The 17,869-nt window shown below is 71.9% G+C and carries 17 protein-coding genes; 10 read left to right on the forward strand and 7 right to left on the reverse strand.

The features are described from left to right. Positions 1–19: 19 nt before the first annotated feature. Together BCF44_RS42810 and BCF44_RS42815 are read right to left on the reverse strand one after the other, a co-directional pair. Positions 20–1,570 (reverse strand): ABC transporter permease, encoded by a 1,551-nt coding sequence (locus BCF44_RS42810; protein ID WP_211353485.1) that lies wholly within the window; start codon positions 1,568–1,570, stop codon positions 20–22. After that, positions 1,567–2,454 carry an ABC transporter ATP-binding protein gene (locus tag BCF44_RS42815; RefSeq protein ID WP_116180341.1) on the reverse strand — a complete coding sequence of 296 codons (888 nt, stop codon included), beginning with the start codon at positions 2,452–2,454 and terminating at the stop codon, positions 1,567–1,569. The genes BCF44_RS42810 and BCF44_RS42815 overlap by 4 nt, the downstream gene beginning before the upstream one ends. A gap of 168 nt (positions 2,455–2,622) precedes the next feature. On the opposite strand from BCF44_RS42815, the gene BCF44_RS42820 reads away from it, so the two are divergent. The 9 genes from BCF44_RS42820 (at position 2,623) to BCF44_RS42860 (ending at position 13,230) form a co-directional block, all read left to right on the forward strand. Then, a complete protein-coding gene (locus tag BCF44_RS42820; RefSeq protein ID WP_246016137.1) occupies positions 2,623–4,302 on the forward strand; it encodes a sensor histidine kinase in 1,680 nt (559 codons plus the stop codon). Between the two features lie 101 nt (positions 4,303–4,403). Continuing rightward, entirely contained in the window at positions 4,404–5,222 is an 819-nt protein-coding gene (locus tag BCF44_RS42825) for a slipin family protein (RefSeq protein WP_116180241.1), read from the forward strand. Position 5,223: 1 nt separating this feature from the next. Beyond that, on the forward strand, positions 5,224–6,708 hold the full coding sequence (locus BCF44_RS42830) for a CYTH and CHAD domain-containing protein (RefSeq protein WP_116180242.1): 1,485 nt from the start codon (positions 5,224–5,226) through the stop codon (positions 6,706–6,708). A gap of 87 nt (positions 6,709–6,795) precedes the next feature. Beyond that, positions 6,796–7,401, forward strand: a complete 606-nt coding sequence (locus tag BCF44_RS42835; protein WP_116180243.1) for an AMIN-like domain-containing (lipo)protein — start codon at positions 6,796–6,798, stop codon at positions 7,399–7,401. Positions 7,402–7,495: 94 nt separating this feature from the next. Then, positions 7,496–8,086, forward strand: a complete 591-nt coding sequence (locus BCF44_RS42840; protein WP_116180244.1) for a 2-oxoacid:acceptor oxidoreductase family protein — start codon at positions 7,496–7,498, stop codon at positions 8,084–8,086. Next, positions 8,070–9,317: a pyruvate ferredoxin oxidoreductase gene (locus tag BCF44_RS42845; protein ID WP_116180245.1), complete on the forward strand. Its 1,248-nt coding sequence runs from the start codon at positions 8,070–8,072 to the stop codon at positions 9,315–9,317. Before BCF44_RS42840 ends, BCF44_RS42845 begins: the two co-directional genes overlap by 17 nt. Before the next feature lie 9 nt (positions 9,318–9,326). After that, a complete protein-coding gene (locus tag BCF44_RS42850) occupies positions 9,327–10,322 on the forward strand; it encodes a thiamine pyrophosphate-dependent enzyme (protein WP_116180246.1) in 996 nt (331 codons plus the stop codon). After that, positions 10,322–11,947 carry an NAD(P)-binding protein gene (locus BCF44_RS42855; protein WP_116180247.1) on the forward strand — a complete coding sequence of 542 codons (1,626 nt, stop codon included), beginning with the start codon at positions 10,322–10,324 and terminating at the stop codon, positions 11,945–11,947. Before BCF44_RS42850 ends, BCF44_RS42855 begins: the two co-directional genes overlap by 1 nt. A 17-nt stretch (positions 11,948–11,964) precedes the next feature. Then, entirely contained in the window at positions 11,965–13,230 is a 1,266-nt protein-coding gene (locus tag BCF44_RS42860) for an APC family permease (RefSeq protein ID WP_116180344.1), read from the forward strand. On the opposite strand, the gene BCF44_RS42865 is transcribed toward BCF44_RS42860, so the two are convergent. The 3 genes from BCF44_RS42865 to BCF44_RS42875 form a co-directional block, all read right to left on the reverse strand. Beyond that, positions 13,193–13,981, reverse strand: a complete 789-nt coding sequence (locus BCF44_RS42865) for a hypothetical protein (protein ID WP_211353486.1) — start codon at positions 13,979–13,981, stop codon at positions 13,193–13,195. The genes BCF44_RS42860 and BCF44_RS42865 overlap by 38 nt on opposite strands. A gap of 30 nt (positions 13,982–14,011) precedes the next feature. Further along, a complete protein-coding gene (locus BCF44_RS42870) occupies positions 14,012–14,377 on the reverse strand; it encodes a hypothetical protein (RefSeq protein ID WP_116180248.1) in 366 nt (121 codons plus the stop codon). A 113-nt stretch (positions 14,378–14,490) separates the two neighbouring features. After that, on the reverse strand, positions 14,491–15,723 hold the full coding sequence (locus BCF44_RS42875) for an NAD(P)/FAD-dependent oxidoreductase (RefSeq protein ID WP_116180249.1): 1,233 nt from the start codon (positions 15,721–15,723) through the stop codon (positions 14,491–14,493). A gap of 56 nt (positions 15,724–15,779) precedes the next feature. Here BCF44_RS42875 and BCF44_RS42880 point away from each other — a divergent pair, with 56 nt between their 5' ends. Continuing rightward, a complete protein-coding gene (locus BCF44_RS42880) occupies positions 15,780–16,445 on the forward strand; it encodes a phosphoribosyltransferase (RefSeq protein WP_246016138.1) in 666 nt (221 codons plus the stop codon). Here the strand turns inward: BCF44_RS42880 and BCF44_RS42885 are convergent. Both BCF44_RS42885 and BCF44_RS42890 read right to left on the reverse strand, forming a co-directional pair. Further along, a complete protein-coding gene (locus BCF44_RS42885; protein ID WP_116180250.1) occupies positions 16,413–17,573 on the reverse strand; it encodes a site-2 protease family protein in 1,161 nt (386 codons plus the stop codon). The genes BCF44_RS42880 and BCF44_RS42885 overlap by 33 nt on opposite strands. Positions 17,574–17,589: 16 nt before the next feature. Beyond that, complete coding sequence (locus BCF44_RS42890; protein WP_116180251.1) at positions 17,590–17,859, reverse strand: DUF1876 domain-containing protein; 270 nt, start codon at positions 17,857–17,859, stop codon at positions 17,590–17,592. Between the last annotated feature and the right edge of the window lie 10 nt (positions 17,860–17,869).

The following is a 17,869-nucleotide window of genomic DNA, read 5'->3' on the forward strand; positions in this document are numbered from 1 at the left end:
GGCGTTCTCCAATCCGTGGTCATGACATGTCCCGCTGACGGAAAGCCGCCAGTCCGGCCGCCGCGAAGCCGACCGCGACCACGGACAGCCACACGAGCGGGGTGGCGGTGACGACACCGCCGGGAAGCTTGGGCAGGTGGGTGAACGGCGACAGATCCATCACCCAGTGGCTGAGTCGCAGCAGCGGGCCGAGCTCGCCGACGAGCACGAACGCCACCAGCGCGGCCCAGCCGAGCGCCGAGAACCTCGGCACGAACCCGAACGCCGCCACGGTGATGCCGACCAGCACGAGCGTCGCCGGCAGCTGCGCCAGCGCCGCGCCGAGCAGCATGCGGCCGTCGGTCAGGCTGGCGCCCAGGCCCATCGCGAGGAGCAGCACCGTGCAGCCGAGGGCGACGACCACGATGTGGCTGAGCGCCCAGCGGACGCGGCTGACGCCGGTGGACAGCAGCGACTCCATGTGCAGCGAGGTCTCCTCGCTGTGCAGGCGCATCGCGCCCTGGATGCCGTACACGGCGGCGGTGATGCCGCCGATGCTCAGCTCGGCCGCGAGGAACGCGTTGGTGAGGCCCTGCTCCCCGCCCAGGGCTTCGAACATCGCCTTCACCTGCGGGGTGGTCGCGAGGCCGCCGAGGTTGTGGGCGATACTCCCGCAGACCGCCCCGAGTACGAAGAACGCCGCCGCCCAGCCGAGCACCGAGCCCCGGTGCAGGCGCCAGGCCAGGCCCAGCGGTCCGTGTAACAGCCTGTCCGCGTGGGCCGGGCCCGCTCGGTCGGGCAGCAGTCCGGTGCCAAGATCGCGACGCCCGTGCAGGACGTACGCGCCGGCCGAGAAGACCGCGGCGATGCCGGCCAGGATCAGGAACACCCACCATCGTTCGCCCGCGAACGGTCGAATTTGCTGGCTCAGCCCGATCGGGGACAGCCACGACAGCCACTCCGGGCCCCGCGTGTCGCCGACAGCCCGCAGCAGGTACACCGCGCCTAGAGCCACCACGCCGATCGCGTTGGCCGAGCGCGGGCTTCGGGTCAGCTGGGCCGCCAGCACGCCGATTCCGGCGAAGGCAATGCCCGCGCCCATCCAGGCGGCGCCGAAGGCGAACGAGCCGGCGACCGGCAGGCCGCAGGCGATGAGCGACAGCGCCGTGACGACGCCGAGCGCCAGGCTGGTGCCGACGGCGACGATCAGCGCCGCCGTCAGTGCCGCGTAGCGGCCGACCACGCCCGCGCCGACCAGCTCCAGCCGCCCGGCCTCCTCCTCGGCTCGGGTGTGGCGAACGGCCAGCAGCAGGCCGAGGATCGCGACGAAGGCCGTGCCGAGGCCGTCCATCTTGATCATCGACAGCGCCCCGAGCGAGGCCGGGTCGTAGATCCGGCCGTACAGCGCCACCAGCGACGGGACGCCGTTGATGCCGGCCGAGGCCGCCGTCCGTGAGGCGGCGTCCGGATACAGCCCGACCGTGCCGAGCACCGAGGTCACCGACATGCCGACCAGCGCGGCGATCCAGACCGGGATCATCACACGGTCGCGGCGCAGCGCCAGGCGCACCAGCGGCCACACGCCGGTCACGGCCGCACCGCGTAGTGGTGCAGGAACAGCTCCTCCAGCGTCGGCGGCTGGCTGGTCAGGCTGCGCACGCCGGTGCTGGTCAGGCTGGCCAGCACCGCGTCGAGCTTGTCGCTGTCCACCTCCAGCCGCACCCGGTCGCCCTGCACGTCCAGGTCGTGCACGCCGGGCAGCGTGCTCAACCCGTTCGGCGGCCCGGCGAGCTCGGCGGTGATGGCGGTCCGCGTCAGGTGGCGCAGATCGGACAGCGTGCCGGAGTCGACGACACGACCGTCGCGAATGATGCTCACGCGGTCGCAGAGAGCCTCCACTTCGGACAGGATGTGGCTGGACAGCAGCACCGTCCGGCCGCGATCCCGTTCCTGCTCCACGCACGCCCGGAACTCCGCCTCCATCAACGGGTCCAGGCCGGCAGTCGGCTCGTCCAGCAGCAGCAGTTCGACGTCGCTGGCCAACGCCGCGACGAGCGCCACCTTCTGCCGGTTGCCCTTGGAGTAGGCGCGCGTCCTCTTCGTCGGGTCCAGGTCGAATCGTTCCAGAAGTTCCTTGCGCCGCCCGGGATTGCTTCGTCCGCGCAACCGGTCGAGCAGGTCGATCACCTCGCCGCCGGTCAGATTCGGCCAGAGCGCGACCTCGCCCGGCACGTAGGCCAGACGGCGGTGCAGGCTGGTCGCGTCGCGCCAGGCGTCGCCGCCGAGCACCGTGGCCGTGCCGCCGTCCGGCCGCAGCAGGCCGAGCAGAATGCGCAGCGTCGTGGTCTTTCCGGACCCGTTGGGCCCCAGGAAGCCGTGGACCTCGCCCGTGCGCACACGCAGGTCGAGGCCGTCGAGTGCACGCGTCCGGCCGAAATGCTTGCGCAGGCCCGACGCGGAGATCGCGTCCGTCATGCGTTCCACCGTAGGAACGGGAAATGCCTGGTAGGAGTGCCCAAGGCCACCGCGCGCCGGGACCTCGGACCCCGTCGGCGTCGGGGCGTAGGGCTCACGGCCCCTTGCCTGGGCACGCGGCGCGGTTTAGACAGGACAGGTCGATCCGGGTTCAGCAGGGAGCCTGATGTGGACCTTTCGCGCCTGCGTCTCAACGAACTCGTCGCCGAGCTCTCCTCATATGTGGCCGAGCTGTCGGTGGCGAAGACCCAGGTGCAGGGCCTGCTCGACGCCGTGATGGCCGTCTCGACCGGACTCGACCTCGACGAGACCCTGCATCAGATCGTGCAGGCGGCCGTGAACCTCGTCGACGCCGAGTTCGGCGCGCTGGGGGTGCTCGGCGGGGACGGAAAACTCGCCAACTTCCTGACCATCGGCCTCGACGAGGCCACCGTGGCGAGCATGGGCCCACTGCCGACCGGCCACGGGCTGCTGGGCAAGCTCATCGCCGATCCGCGACCGCTGCGGCTGCCGAGTATCGGGGCGCACCCCGAGTCCGTCGGCTTTCCGGAGCGCCACCCGCCGATGCGGACGTTCCTGGGCGTGCCGGTCCGCATCCGGGACACCGTCTTCGGCAACCTCTACCTGACCGACAAGCGCGGCGGCGGCCAGTTCACCGAGGACGACGAGGTGGTGGTGCAGGCGCTGGCCGCCGCCGCCGGCATCGCCGTGGACAACGCCCGCATGTTCGAGCAGACCCGACAGCGGCAGCGCTGGCTGGAGGCGCTCACCGAGCTGACCACCGACCTGCTGTCCGGCATGGACCAGGACAAGGCGCTGGAGCTGGTGGCCCGTCGCGCGGTCGAACTGACCGCGGCGGACGCAGCCCTGGTGCTGCTGACGCCGGACGCCCACCGGGACCGCCGCGTGGTGCAGGCCGTGGTGGGCGACGTCGACCGCGCCGTGCTCGGACGGGTGATATCCCGTGACGACCCGCTGATCGGCGACGTCGTCACCAGCGGGTCGGCGATGATCGAGACTGATCTGGCCGGACACCGCGGCGAGACCGCGCTGGCCGCCGCGCTGGCCGGCCACCAGCACTCGATGGCCGTCACCATGCGGTCCGGCCACCACATCGCCGGCGTGCTGCTGGTGCTGCGCGGCAAGGAGAAAGCGGCGTTCCTGGACGAGCAGCTGCCGCTGCTGGCGTTCTTCGGCAGCCAGGCGTCGCTGGCCCTCGAACTGGCCGTGAAGCAGCACATGCAGCGCCGGCTCGACGTCGTCTCCGATCGCGACCGGATCGGCCAGGAGCTGCACGAGAACGTCATCCAGCGGCTGTTCGCGGTCGGCCTGCGGCTACAGGGCGTGATCCCGGCCGTCGGCGGCACCGGGGCGCGGCGGGTCGGCGAGTCGGTCAAGGAGATCGACCAGGTCATCGCCGACATCCGCACGTCTGTCTACGACCTCCAGAACGCCGCCGAGCCACAGCGACTGCGCGGCCGTTTGCTCGACGTCGTCGTGCAGGCGACCGACAACACCGAGCTCACTCCTACCACCCGGATGCACGGCACCGTGGACTCGGCGGTGCCGGCGGTGGTCGCCGAACACGCGGTCGTCGTGCTGACCGAGGCGCTGTCGAACGTCGTGCGGCACAGCCGTGCGCATGCGGTGTCGGTGTCGGTGACCGCCGACGAGGAGTTCGACATGGAGGTCGCCGACGACGGCGTCGGCATCCAGGACGGCGCCGACGGAAACGGCCTGCGGGACATGGCCGAGCGCGCCCGGTCCGCCGGCGGCAGCGTCAGCGTCTCCGCGCTGCCCGAAGGCGGCACGCTGGTGCGGTGGCGAGTGCCGCTCACCGGACGGTGACCAAGGGCCCTGCCGCGCCGGTTCCTGCTGCCCTGCAACGGAAGCCGCTCGCCGACCTACCGTCGGGGGAGAGGAACCCGTCGGAAGGGAAGTGACCGGCCATGGTGCTGGCGATAGTGTTCCTGGCTGTCTTCGTGCTGATCCTTCTGGTCGGCGGGTCGATGCGGCTCGTGCAGCAGTACCAGGAGGGTGTCGTCTTCCGGTTCGGCCGACTGCTGCCGGGCGTCCGGGAGCCGGGGCTGCGGTTCATCATCCCGTTCGTGGACCGCATGGTGAAGGTGTCCATGCGCACGGTGGTGCTGGGCATCCCTGCGCAGGGCGCGATCACCAAGGACAACGTGACCCTGACCGTGGACGCCGTGGTGTACTTCCGGGTCGTCGACCCGGTCAAGGCCATCATCCGTGTCGAGGACTACCCGCGGGCGGTGCTCCAGGTCGCCCAGACCTCGCTGCGGACCGTGATCGGCGAGTTCGACCTGGACACACTGCTGTCCGACCGCAAGGAGATCAACTCCGAGCTGAAGTCGGTGATCGACGCGCCCACCGAACAGCCGTGGGGGCTGCGGATCGAACGCGTCGAGGTCAAGGACGTCACGCTGCCCGAGGGCATGAAGCGGTCGATGTCGCGGCAGGCCGAGGCCGAGCGCGAGCGCCGCGCCCGGGTCATCGCCGCCGAGGGCGAGTACCAGGCCTCCAGCCGGCTGGCCGAGGCCGCCGAGCGGATGGCCGGCACGCCGAGCGCGTTGCAGCTGCGGCTGCTCCAGACGGTGGTCGACGTGGCGGCGGAGAAGAACAGCACACTGGTGATGCCGTTCCCGGTCGAGCTGCTGCGGTTCTTCGAGAAGACATCCGAGCAGCCGGCGCAGGTCGAGGCGTCCGTCGCGGCGAACGGTCGGCAGCCCGTGAAGGCCGGAGCCTGAGATGACGGTCGAACGGGAGTCGAAGCTCGGCGCACCGCCCGAGTTCGAACTGCCCGACCTGACCGGTGTCGTGGACGGTGCGGTCGCCGAACAGGCCCCGCACCGCACGCTGGTCGCCCGCTACTACGACGCCGCCGACCTGCGGCTGGCCCGCGCCGGCGTGACACTGCGACACCGCACCGGCGACGATACTCCCGTGTGGACACTCAAAATTCCGTTGGGTGTGAATGCAACCCGCGTCGTCCGCCGCGAGATCGACTTCGCCGGCACCCCGGACATCGTGCCCGACAAGGCGATCGACCTCGTGCGCGGGTACCTGCGGACGGAGCGACTGGTCGAGGTCGGCGAGGTCGACACCGACCGGCGGACCGTCGTCGTGCGGGCCGGCGGCGACGAGGTGGAGGTCGCGGACGACGTCGTCATCGGACATGACCAGATGAACGAGCCGCGGCGGTTCCGGGAGGTGGAGGTCGAGCTCACCGCCGGTGACATTGGCCTGGCCGACGCGGTGGTGGCCGAACTGGTCGTCGCCGGCTGCCAGCCGGGGCCGCCGACCCCGAAGCTGCTGCGCGCCCTCGGCAAGCGGGCGCGCCAGCCGGCCGACGTGGTGGTGCCGGAGATGGGAGTGGACGCGGGCATGCTCGAACTCGTCCGGCATGCGGTCGCCGCCTCGGTGGAACGGATCGTCCGCCACGATGCCGGCGTGCGGCTCGGCGAGGATCCCGAGCACGTGCACCAGTTCCGGGTCGGCACCCGGCGTCTGCGCGCCGACCTGCGAACCTTCATCGGCTTCCTCGACGGGGCGTGGGTGACGGTGCTCCGGGACGAGCTGCGGTGGCTCTGTGACCGGGCCGGCGTGGTGCGCGACCGTGACGTCCTCGGGGAACGGCTGCGCCGGGAGGCGACACAGCTGCCCGACGTCGACGACGTGGGAGTCGGGGCGCTGCTGGCCCGGCTCGCGGAGGAGTCGAATACCGCCCGGTGCGACCTGTTGGCCGCGCTGCGCAGTCACCGCTACGCGACACTGCTGGACTCGCTCGTGGACGCCGCCCGCAATCCGCGTTTCGCGGCGGTCGATGCCCGCTCCGCCCGCAAGCATGCGCCCGAACTCGTCGGCCACGCCTGGCGTCGGCTGGCGCACGCCGTTCGTGCGGCCGGCGACGAGCCGACCGACGCCGAGTTGCACGCGATCCGCATCCTGGCCAAGCGCTGCCGCTACGCCGCGGACGCCGTCGCGCCGGTGATCGGCGAGCCGGCGCACCGGTTCGCCGGCGCCATCGCCGACATCCAGACCGTCCTCGGAGACCACCAGGACACCGTGGTGGCGGAGGGATGGCTGCGGGCCACCGCCGACGTCACGCCCGAGGGCCGCGTCGCCGCCGGTGAGCTGATCGCGATCGAACGCGCCGAACGCGCGCGGCTGCGGGTGCTGTGGCCGCGGACCTGGCACCGGGCCGCCGCGCGGGAGCTGCGCGGCTGGATTTGACCACAGATGGCGGGAGGTGGCCATCATGCTTCGCAGAACCACAGGAATCCTCGCCGCCGCGCTGATGGCGGTCGCAGCGCTGACGGCATGCGGCGGCCGTCCGGCATCTGCCCCGACGACAAGCGTCTCGACGACCACGGCCACGACCAGTGCGGCTGCGACACCGACGACCGGCACGCCCACTCCGACGACCCCCGGACCACCACCGCGACCACCAACTGCCCGGCGGGCGGCCAGTGGGGCACCGGGATGGCGTACCGGAGCGAGATGTCGCAGTCGCGGCTCGTGGCCGTGCGGATCGGCCGGCACGACTGCTACGACCGGATCGTCTTCGACGTCGACGGGCCGGCTCCGGTCGGCTACACCGTCGGCTACGTGCCGATGGTGTACTCCGACGCCAAGGGCGACCCGCTGCCGGTGCGGGGCGGCGCGACGCTGGAGGTCGTGGTGCGCGCGGTCGAGCGCGGTGCGGACGGGTCCGGGCCGGTGCTGGCGGGAGTCGGCGACCAGCTGTATCCGGTCAGCCAGCTGGCGTCCTGGACGAGCCTGCGGGCGATCCGGTTCGCCGGCTACTTCGAGGGGCAGTGCACGTTCGCGGTCGGCGTCCGGGACAAGACGCCGTTCCGCGTGTTCACGATGCTCGATCCGGCCGGTCGGGTCCGGGAGTTCGTGTTGGACGTCGCTGTGGCCTGAGGATCGGGCCGAACGCTGACTCGGGAACTTCCACCCTGCCGGTGATGCCTTTCGTCCCTGCCTGGCCGGGACGCCGGGCCGGGAGGCTGGGGACATGTTCGAAGTGCGTGTGCACGGTCGCGGCGGCCAGGGAGTGGTGACGGCCGCCGAACTGCTGTCGGTGGCGGCCTTCCTGGAGGGGCGCCACGCCCAGGCGTTCCCGAGCTTCGGCTCCGAGCGGACCGGGGCGCCGGTGGTGGCGTTCTGCCGGATCGACGACCACACGATCCGGTCCCGGGAGCCGGTGGTGCGGCCGGACGCGGTGATCATCCAGGACGTCACGCTGCTGCACCAGGTTCAGGTCTTCGACGGCCTGCGGCCCGACGGCTACCTGCTGGTGAACTCCGCGCGCGGCTTCGACGAGCTGGGCATCGGCGAGTTCGTCCGGGACTTCCGGCGCGAGCGGCTGCTGGTGGTGCCGGCGACGGAGCTGGCGCTGGAGCACGTCGGCCGGCCGGTGCCCAACGCCGTGCTGCTGGGCGGGTTCGCGGCGCTGAGCGGCCTGGTGTCGCTGGAGTCGGTGACGACGGCGATCGGCCGGCGCTTCACCGGTCCGGTGGCCGCCGGCAACATCGCGGCGGCGACCGCCGCCTACGAGTTCGTCCGGGCCGAGCAGGAGGAGCTGCGGCATGCTCAGGCAGGTTGAGGGATCCCGCGCCGTGGCGGACGCGGTCGCGCTGTGCCGGCCGGGAGTCGTGTGCGCGTATCCGATCTCGCCGCAGACACACATCGTCGAGGCGCTGGCGGAGCACGTGAAGTCGGGCCGGCTGGCGCCCTGCGAGTTCGTCACCGTCGAGTCGGAGTTCGCCGCGATGTCGGTGGCCATCGGGGCCTCGGCGGTCGGCGCGCGGGCGTACACGGCGACCGCGAGCCAGGGGCTGCTGTACATGGCGGAGGCCGTCTACAACGCGTCCGGACTGGGGCTGCCGATCGTGATGACGGTGGCGAACCGGGCGATCGGCGCGCCGATCAACATCTGGAACGACCACAGCGACAGCATGTCCCAGCGCGACTCCGGCTGGATCCAGCTCTACGCCGAGACCAACCAGGAGGCGGCCGACCTGCACGTGCAGGCGTTCCGGATCGCCGAGGAGCTGTCCCTGCCGGTGATGGTGTGCATGGACGGCTTCGTCCTCACCCACGCCTGGGAGCAGGTCGACACGCCCACGCAGGAGGAGGTCGACGCGTTCCTGCCGCCCTACGAGCCGCGCCAGGTCCTCGACCCGGCCGACCCGGTGTCGATCGGCGCGATGGTCGGTCCGGAGGCGTTCACGGAGGTTCGGTACCTGGCGCACGCGCGTCAGATGCAGGCGTTGGAGCTGATCCCGGACGTCGCCGCCCGGTTCGCCGAGGCGTTCGGCCGCAACTCGGGCGGCCTGGTGCACCCGTACCGCACCGACGACGCGGACACCGTCGTCATGGCGCTGGGTTCGGTGCTGGGCACCATCAAGGACACAGTCGATGAGATGCGTCGCGACGGCGTGCGCATCGGCGTCCTGGGCATCACCAGCTTCCGTCCGTTCCCGCTGGACGCCGTGCGCGCCGCCGTCGGCGACGCACACCACGTTGTGGTGCTGGAGAAGGCGCTCGCGGTCGGCATCGGCGGCATCGTCACCGCCAACGTCCGCATGGCGGTGGTGCCGGAACACGTGTCCACCGTCATCGCCGGGCTCGGCGGCCGTGCCATCACCAAGGCGTCGCTGCGCCGGATGCTCGACGAGGCGGTCGCCGGCCGGCTGGAGCCGCTGACGTTCCTGGACCTCAACCGGCAGCTGATCGGCAACGAGCTGGCGCGGATGGCCGCCGGCCGGCGGTCCGGGCCGATGGCCGAGAACATGCTGCGCGACCTGGGCGCGGTCGCGTCCCGGATCGGGTGAGGGGGAGCCGTGCCGGTCCAGCCGATCAAGTTCTACCAAACCGGAAGTTTCGTCGTCGGGAACCGCCTGCTGGCCCCAGATCGGCGGTCCGTGCAGGCTCGGGCCGACCGGACGAACTCGTTGAACTGTGGGCACCGCGCGTGTCAGGGCTGCGGCGAGGCGCTGGGCGCCCGCTACGCGCTCGACGCCGCGATGCGCGCCACCGGCAACCAGATGGTCGCCGTCAACTCCACCGGCTGCCTTGAGGTGTTCTCCACGCCGTATCCGGAGACATCGTGGCGGATTCCTTGGCTGCACTCGCTGTTCGGTAACGCACCTGCCGTCGCCACCGGCGTCGCCGCCGGCCTGAAGGCCAAGGGGCGCGACGACGTCCGGGTGGTCGGCCAGGGCGGCGACGGCGGCACCGTCGACATCGGATTCGCCTGCCTGTCGGGCATGTTCGAGCGCAACGACGACGTGCTGTTCATCTGCTACGATAACGAGGCCTACATGAACACCGGCGTGCAGCGCTCCGGCGCGACGCCGCCCGCCGCGCGGACCACGACCACCCCGGCCGTCGGTCCGGAGCCGGGAAACGTCTTCGGGCAGGGCAAGAACGTGCCGGCGATCGCGATGGCGCACGAGATCCCTTACGTGGCAACGGCCACCGTCGCCGACCTTCGGGACCTGGAGTACAAGGTGACTCGGGCGATGGAGTTCCACGGCGCCCGGTACCTGCACATCCTCGTGCCATGTCCGCTCGGCTGGGGCAGCGCCTCCTGCGACACCGTGCGAATCGCCCGGCTGGCCAAGGAAAGCGGCTTGTTCCCGGTGTTCGAGGCCGAACGCGGCGAGATCACCGACGTGTCGAAGATCCGCCACCGCGTGCCGGTCGAGGACTACCTGCGGCTCCAGAGCCGCTACGCCCACCTGTTCGGCGAGTACGGCAGCCCCGGGACGGTGGCGCGCCTCCAGGAGATCGCCGACCGCAACATCCGCCGCTACGGCCTGCTCGAGGAGGCGTGATGGACCGCGAGAAGCCGTTCGCGATCACCCTGGACGTCGGGTCCAGCCTGGCCAACAAGACCGGCGCGTGGCGGACCGAGCGCCCGGTCTACCTGGACCTGCTGCCGCCGTGCAACCAGGCGTGTCCGGCCGGCGAGAACATCCAGCAGTGGCTCTACCACGCCGAGGGCGGCGGCTACGAGGCCGCGTGCCGGCAGATCATGGCCGACAACCCGTTCCCGGCCGTGATGGGCCGCGTGTGTTACCGGCCGTGTGAGACCGCCTGCAACCGCGGGCAGCTCGACGAGTCCGTGGGCATCAACTCCGTGGAGCGCTTCCTCGGCGACGAGGCCATTCGCAGCGGCTGGACCGTGCCGGTGACGGTGTCGCCGACCGGCAAGCGGGTGCTGATCGTCGGCGCCGGCCCGGCCGGTCTCTCGGCGGCCTATCACCTGCGGCTGCTCGGCCATGACGTGACGATTCGCGATGCCGGCGACGCCCCCGGCGGCATGATGCGCTACGGCATTCCCCGCTACCGCCTGCCCCGCGAGGTGCTGGACGCCGAGATCGACCGCATCCTGGCGATGGGCGTGACGCTGGAACGCCGTTGCCCCGTCACCGATGTCGTGGCGGCGCTGGCCGAGTTCGACGCCGTGTTCCTCGCCGTCGGCGCCCACATCGCCAAGCGCGCCTACATCCCCGCCGGCGACTCGGCGCACATCCTGGACGCCGTGTCCCTCCTGCACGACATGGAGGACGCGCAGCCGCCCATGCTCGGCCGCCGGGTCGTCGTCTACGGCGGCGGCAACACCGCCATGGACGCCGCCCGCACGGCCAAACGGCTCGGCGCGACCGACGCGCTCGTCGTCTACCGGCGCACCCGCGACCGGATGCCCGCGCACGACATCGAGGTCACCGAGGCCACCGACGAGGGCGTCACCATGAAGTGGCTGTCCACCATCAAACGGGCCGACGGCGACACGATCACCGTGGAGAAGATGCGCCTGGACGACAGGGGCTTCCCGCAGCCGACCGGTGAGTTCGAGGAACTCACCGCCGACACCGTCGTGCTCGCGCTCGGGCAGGAGGCAGACCTCGCGCTGCTGGACGGCGTTTCCGGCATCGAGACCGAGGACGGCGTTGTCCGCGTCGGGCCCAACCTGATGACCGGGCATCCCGGCATCTTCGCCGGCGGCGACATGGTGCCGTCCGAACGAACCGTGACGATCGCCATCGGGCACGGCAGGAACGCCGCCCGGCAGATCGACTCCTGGCTCCGCCACGGCGACCACCGCGCACCGGAACCGCCGAAGCTCGCGAGTTACGACAAGCTCAACACCTGGTACTACTCCGACGCCCACGCCACAGTGCGGCCGCAGCTGGAGGCCGCCCGCCGCGTCTCCACCTTCGACGAGGTGACCGGCGGCCTGGACGAGTCGACCGCGCTGTTCGAGGCCCGCCGCTGCCTGTCCTGCGGCAACTGCTTCGAGTGCGACAACTGCTACGGCGTCTGCCCCGACAACGCCGTCATCAAGCTCGGCCCCGGCCGGCGCTACGAGATCGACTACGACTACTGCAAGGGGTGCGGGATCTGCGTGTCGGAGTGCCCCTGTGGCGCGATCGAGATGCGGCCCGAGCCGACCTGACATGGTTCGATGACGGCGTGAGCCAGGGAGCACTCGCGCGGCGGCTGGGCACGGGCGACGCCGTTGTCATCGGGCTGGGGTCGATGATCGGAGCCGGCGTCTTCGCCGCGTTCGGCCCGGCCGCCCGTGCCGCCGGCACCGGCCTGCTGATCGGGTTGGCCATCGCCGCGGTGATCGCCTACTGCAACGCCACGGCGTCGGCGCAGCTCGCGGCGGCGTACCCGACGTCCGGCGGCACGTACATCTACGGCCGGGAGCGGCTCGGCGAGTGGTGGGGGTTCACCGCCGGCTGGGGATTCGTGGTCGGCAAGACCGCCTCGTGCGCGGCGATGGCCCTCACCTTCGCCTCCTATGCCGTACCCGGCCCCTGGTGGGCGCAGCGGGTGGTCGCGGTGGTCGCCGTGCTCGGACTGGCGGCGCTCAACTACCGCGGTGTCACCAGGACCGCGCTGCTCACCCGGATCCTGGTCACGACCAGCCTGGTTGCACTGGCGGTCGTGGTGATCGGGATCTTCGTCGGCGGGCGGGCCACCGAGGCCAACCTCGTCGGCTGGGGAACCGGCGGCGTCTACGGCATCCTCCAGGCCGCCGGCCTGCTGTTCTTCGCCTTCGCCGGCTACGCCCGCATCGCCACCATGGGCGAGGAGGTCCGCGACCCGCGGCACACGATTCCCCGCGCCATCCCGATCGCCCTGTTCGTCGCCGTCGCCGTGTACGTGGTGGTCGGCGTCAGCGCCCTGCTCGCGGCCGGCCCGGAGCGGCTCGCCGCCGCGACCGCGCCGCTGGCCACCGCGGTCGAGGCGGCCGGGGCCGGCGGCCTGGATCCGGTGGTCCGCGTCGGCGCGGCTCTGGCCTCGCTCGGCGCGCTGCTGGCCTTGATCGCGGGCATCGGCCGTACCAGCCTGGCCATGGCCCGCCACCGCGACCTGCCGGGCTGGCTGGCCGCCGTCCACCACCGCTACCAGGTCCCGCACCACGCCGAGATGGCCCTGGCGGTCGTGGTCAGCGTCGCCGCCGCGACCGTCGACCTGCGCGGAGTCATCGGCTTCTCGTCCTTCGGGGTGTTGATCTACTACGCCATCGCCAATGCCAGTGCCTTCACACAGCCGCCCGATCAGCGTCGGTGGCCCCGCTGGCTCAACGTGCTCGGGGCCGCCGGCTGTGTGGTCCTCGTGGCCGCCCTGCCCTGGCAGTCGGTGCTCGCCGGCGTGGTGATGTTCGCCGTCGGCCTGGCGGGCCGAGCGGTCATCCGTGGATCGCGTTCAGTGAGCGAACACCCGTGACGGCGAAGCGCTCGACGTCGTTGACGTGCCCGCCGGTCGACACGGCGATGGTGAGCGTGCTGTCCGCCGGCGCGGTGAACGACACCTGCGCGGTCCACGGCGCGTTCTGACCACCGGCCGGGATACCGCCGGCCTGCCCGATGGCGTTCTCGTCGGCCAGGCGGAGCACCTGGATCCGCAGGCTCTCGTCGACGCCGGTGATCCGGCCGCCGACCGTCACCGGCGGGCTGGCGATCGCACCGTAGGCGGGCGTGGTGAGAGTCAGCTCCGCAGTGTCGTCGGTGCCGACGACCTCCCAGGGGGCGTCCGTGCCGCTGCTGATCTTGACCAGATGGATCACCGCGGCGGTGGCGGTGCTGCCGTCGGGCCGCTTGTACCCGACGCCGACGCGGGCGTCCGTGCCGACCACGGACACGCTGGTGACCTGGTCGAGCGTGCCGTAGCGGAGGTAGCCCTGAGTGAACGACTGGGCCGTCAGGTCGGCGTCGAGGTGCCAGGGCTGGTGACCGCCGGCCCGGTAGCCGGCCTGCCACGCGGCCGCCTGCCGCTCGTCCGCGAACGGCCACAGCAGTTGGTACTTCGCCGCCGGAACGGGTGTCGTTCTGCTGACGGTGGCCGCGTTCGTCGTGGTCGCCGTCGGCGGGTGCGAGGGAGGCGCGGCGGTGTCGGACGGCAACTGCGCGCCGATGACGATCGCCGTCCCGACCAGCACCACGACGGCAACGGCGGCGAGCCACCAGTGCTTGTTCATGTCATCACCCCACTACGGTTCTCGACGAGGTCAGGCCGATGCCGCCGACAGGCTCGCGCGGCAGGTGCGGACGATCTGCTTGGTGGCGCGGGGATTCGGCGTCCGGCGGCAGCCCGGGCAGGTCACCCGGATCTCGCCGGTCAGCTCGTCGATCATGACGTCGGCGGCGGTCGAGCAGTCGCGGCACCAGCGATGCCCGGTGACCGGGATGACGTGCATGGGCGAGTGCACGCAGCGGTGGATCCACTTGCGGTGCAGGCCGCACGTCATGCGCTCCAACGGGTCCAGCCCGTCGGTCTCGGCGGCGTCCTCGGCGGCCAGCGCCGCCGCGAGCCGCCGGTCCCGCAGGTCCGCGTATCGCCGGTCGTCGATCACCCGCTGCGTCGTCGTCGACATGGCCGCCTCCGAAGTTTCCCTGAACCTGAAGGAAGTCTCACGCCGGGAGCGTGACCGCCGACACGGCCCGTGGGCTCCTCTCCGCGCGCCGACGGGCCCGTCCGGGCCGGGGACTATCGGCCTATCGGGCCAAGTAGCCGCCGAGCCGCGGTGAGCAGCCCGTCGCCGGTTCGCGGCAGCGCGGGCCGGCCGTGCCGGTAGCGCATCGGCACGTACCGGCCGATGGCGTGCTTGACCGCCCGCCAGGCGGGTCCGGTCAGCACGTGGTCGTGGTCGACGCGGACCAGTCCCTCGGCGGTGAGCGGGGCCTCGACGAGGATGCCCTTGTCCACGGTGTCCAGCACGCACAGCGCCGTCGGCTCGTACTCGGTCCCGGCCGGGCGGCCGAGGATCCGGCTGGCGATCGCCGTCGCCACGGCCCTGGCCTGCGTCACCGCCAGGAACGCCTGCTTGACCGGGAAGTCGCCGGCGTCGCCGGGCGCATAGACGCCATCCTGTCCGAGGACGGACCGGTCGGCGGGGCGGCAGGTGAGGAAGCCCCGGCCGTCGGCCGGCATCCCGTCGTGCCACATCGCCGCGGCCACCGGCGGCACCCCCACGACGAGGTCGTGCTGGACCTTCGTCCCGTCGTCGAAGCCCGTGTGCACCTCGGCGATCTCGGTGACGGCCAGGCCCGTCCGGCCGGCGATGCCCCGGGTGGCGAATTCGCCGGCCAGGATGTGGTGCAGGCCCTCGCCGAGGTGCTCGCCGAAGGTCCGCTCCGCGGTGGCGAAGGTGATCCCGACCTGGTGGCGCACCTCGCGCCGACGCAGCCAGGTGTCCAGCATGAGGGCGATCTCGTAGGCCGGACCGGGCCACGCCGTGTTCGGCGGCACGACGAACAACACCTGCTGCGGGCGGCCATGGCCGGCGTTGTGCGCGACCCACTGGAACCGCTCGCCGAGCTGGTGCAGCTGGCCGGGGGAGGAGATCGCCACGGCATGCTCGGCCAGTCCGGGAACACGGTGCGGGTGCGCCTGCGCTCCGGTCGCGATGACCAGATGGTCGTAGTGGACCGGCGCCAGCCGGTTCGTGTGCACGACCCGCCGGTCGGTGTCGATGTTCTCCACACAGGCCAGGCGGCGCTTGATGCCGTGCAGGTCCAGCGCCTGGCTCAGCGGCACGTGCAGCGGCGCCTCGGCCGCGCCGAAGGGCAGCGCCACCAGGCCCGGCCGATACAGGAAGCGGTCGCGGTCCGAGACGACGGTCAGGTGCAGCCGGCTCGGCTTCACCATCGCGGCGAGCTGGAACGCCGTCTCCAGGCCGGCGAATCCGCCGCCGAGGACGACAACGCGTTCGGCGAGCATGACTGGCTCCTTTCGTGCGGTTGCCGCCGCCACCGGACGGCGGTGGACTGGTCGGCGTGGCTGAGCGGCACGTGCGCTATGCGAACCGGCGGGAGGCCGGTCGCCGGCTCGCGAACGAGCTGGTGGGTGTGGGCGAGGCGACGGTGCTGGGTCTGCCCCGCGGCGGCGTGCCCGTGGCGTACGAGGTCGCCGCCGGGATGAACCTTGCGCTGGACGTCATCGTCGTGCGGAAACTGGGCGTGCCCGGCCGGCCCGAGGTCGCGATGGGCGCGATCGGCGAGGGCGGCGCGGAGGTGGTCGACGAGCCGTTCCGCCGATTGGCGCACGTGACGGACAGCGAGTTCGAGGCCGTGCTGGCGAAGGAGCACGCCGCCATGGCACGCCGCGTGCGGCGGTATCGCCAAACGGTGCCCCGTCTCGACCTGACCGGCCGCGAGGCGGTCGTCGTCGACGACGGCATGGCCACCGGATCGACCGCACGCGCGGCCTGTCAGGTCGCCCGGACTCTCGGCGCCGTGCGGATCGTGCTCGCCGTGCCGGTCGCCTCGGTCGACGCGCTGGCCGCGCTGCGGCCGGCGGTGGACGAGCTGGTGTGCCCGCTGTGTCCCGAGGAGTTCGGCGCGGTCGGCCAGTGGTACGAGGACTTCCGGCCGACCACGGACGACGAGGTGCTCGCGCTGCTGGCGCGGTCACGGGCGCACCGCGACGGCGGCGGCGCCTGAGGACTGCCGCAGCAGCGCGAGCTCCACGGCCCTGGCGATGTCGTCGTCGCCGATCGTGCCGACCATCGTGCCGTTGTCGATGACCAGTGCCGGGCCGACCGCACCGCCGCGCCGCTGGAGGGCGGCGAGCAGGTCCGCGAGCGTGCTGTCCGGCGCCACGACGACCGTGTCCGCCAGCTTGCGACAGACGTCGGCGACACGTGCCGTGCGCAGGCGCTCGACCGGCACGCTGGTGAGCATGGCCAGGCTCAGCACGCCGAACGGCTGGCCGGAGAAGTCGATGACCGCGAACACCCGGCGGTGTGCGGCCGACGCCACCTGTTCGAGGAAGGTGTCGACGGTGAACCACGCCGGCGCGATGGTGTCGGCCGGGGCCATCACGTCGCGGACGAAGACCTGGGAGAACTGGTTGCGGCGTACGGCGTTGACCTCTTCGCCGGCCGCGGCCGCCAGCAGGAACCAGCCGAGCAGGCCGAGCCACATGCCGTCCACGAGGTCGCCGCCGAACAGGATGACGACGCCGAAGCCGATGAACAGGGATCCGATCAGGCGGCCGACCAGCGCGGTGATCGCGGTGGCACGGTCCGTGCTGCGACGCCGCCACAGCAGCGCGTGCAGCACGCGGCCGCCGTCCATCGGGACCGCCGGCAGCAGGTTGAACGCTGCCAGGATCAGGTTGACCAGCGCCAGCCACGCCAGGCAGGCCCGGACGACTGGCGGCCAGCCAGCGTAGCCGGCCAGCGAGGTCAGTCCGGCGAAGACGCCGCCGACGGCGGCGCTGGCCAGCGGGCCGGCGAGCGCGATGCGCAGCTCGGTGCGGGGGTTGGGCGCATCACCATCGAGCTCCGTCTGCCCGCCCAGCAGCCAGAGCGTCATGGCACGAACCCGCATGCCCGACCGCAGCGCGGTCGCGGTGTGGGCCAACTCGTGCGCCAGCAACGACACCATCAGCAGCACCGCCGCTGCCGTGCCGGCCATCCAGTACGCGGCGGCCGACAAGCCGGGGGTCAGCCCGGGCAGCACGCTGAACGCCACCATGTAGGCGATGAGCGCGACGGCGGCCAGCGCCGACCAGTGAATTCCGATGGGGATGCCGGCCCACCGTCCACAAGGGATCGTGCCCTTCATCGCCGACCTCCAGGACTCACTCGGCGAAATGCGCCGGCCGGTGCGTGATGGCCTCGACGTCCTGGACGGCGGCGTCGACCAGCTGGTGGCTCAGATCGGCCAGCGCCCGCGCGACGGCGAGCTCGTCGCCGATCTCCGGCACGTCGAGGTCGTGCGGATTCCGCCGGGCGTAACCACGGCCGATGGTCACCGCGGCGTCCTGTGTCGTCAGCCGCGCCTCGGCGCGGGTGCGGTCGTCGTGCTCGTCGATGTAGATCTCGATGTGCCACTTCCTGGCGTGCAGCATGGTTTCTCCT

The organism is Kutzneria buriramensis (assembly GCF_003387475.1).
Classification (GTDB): domain Bacteria; phylum Actinomycetota; class Actinomycetes; order Mycobacteriales; family Pseudonocardiaceae; genus Kutzneria; species Kutzneria buriramensis.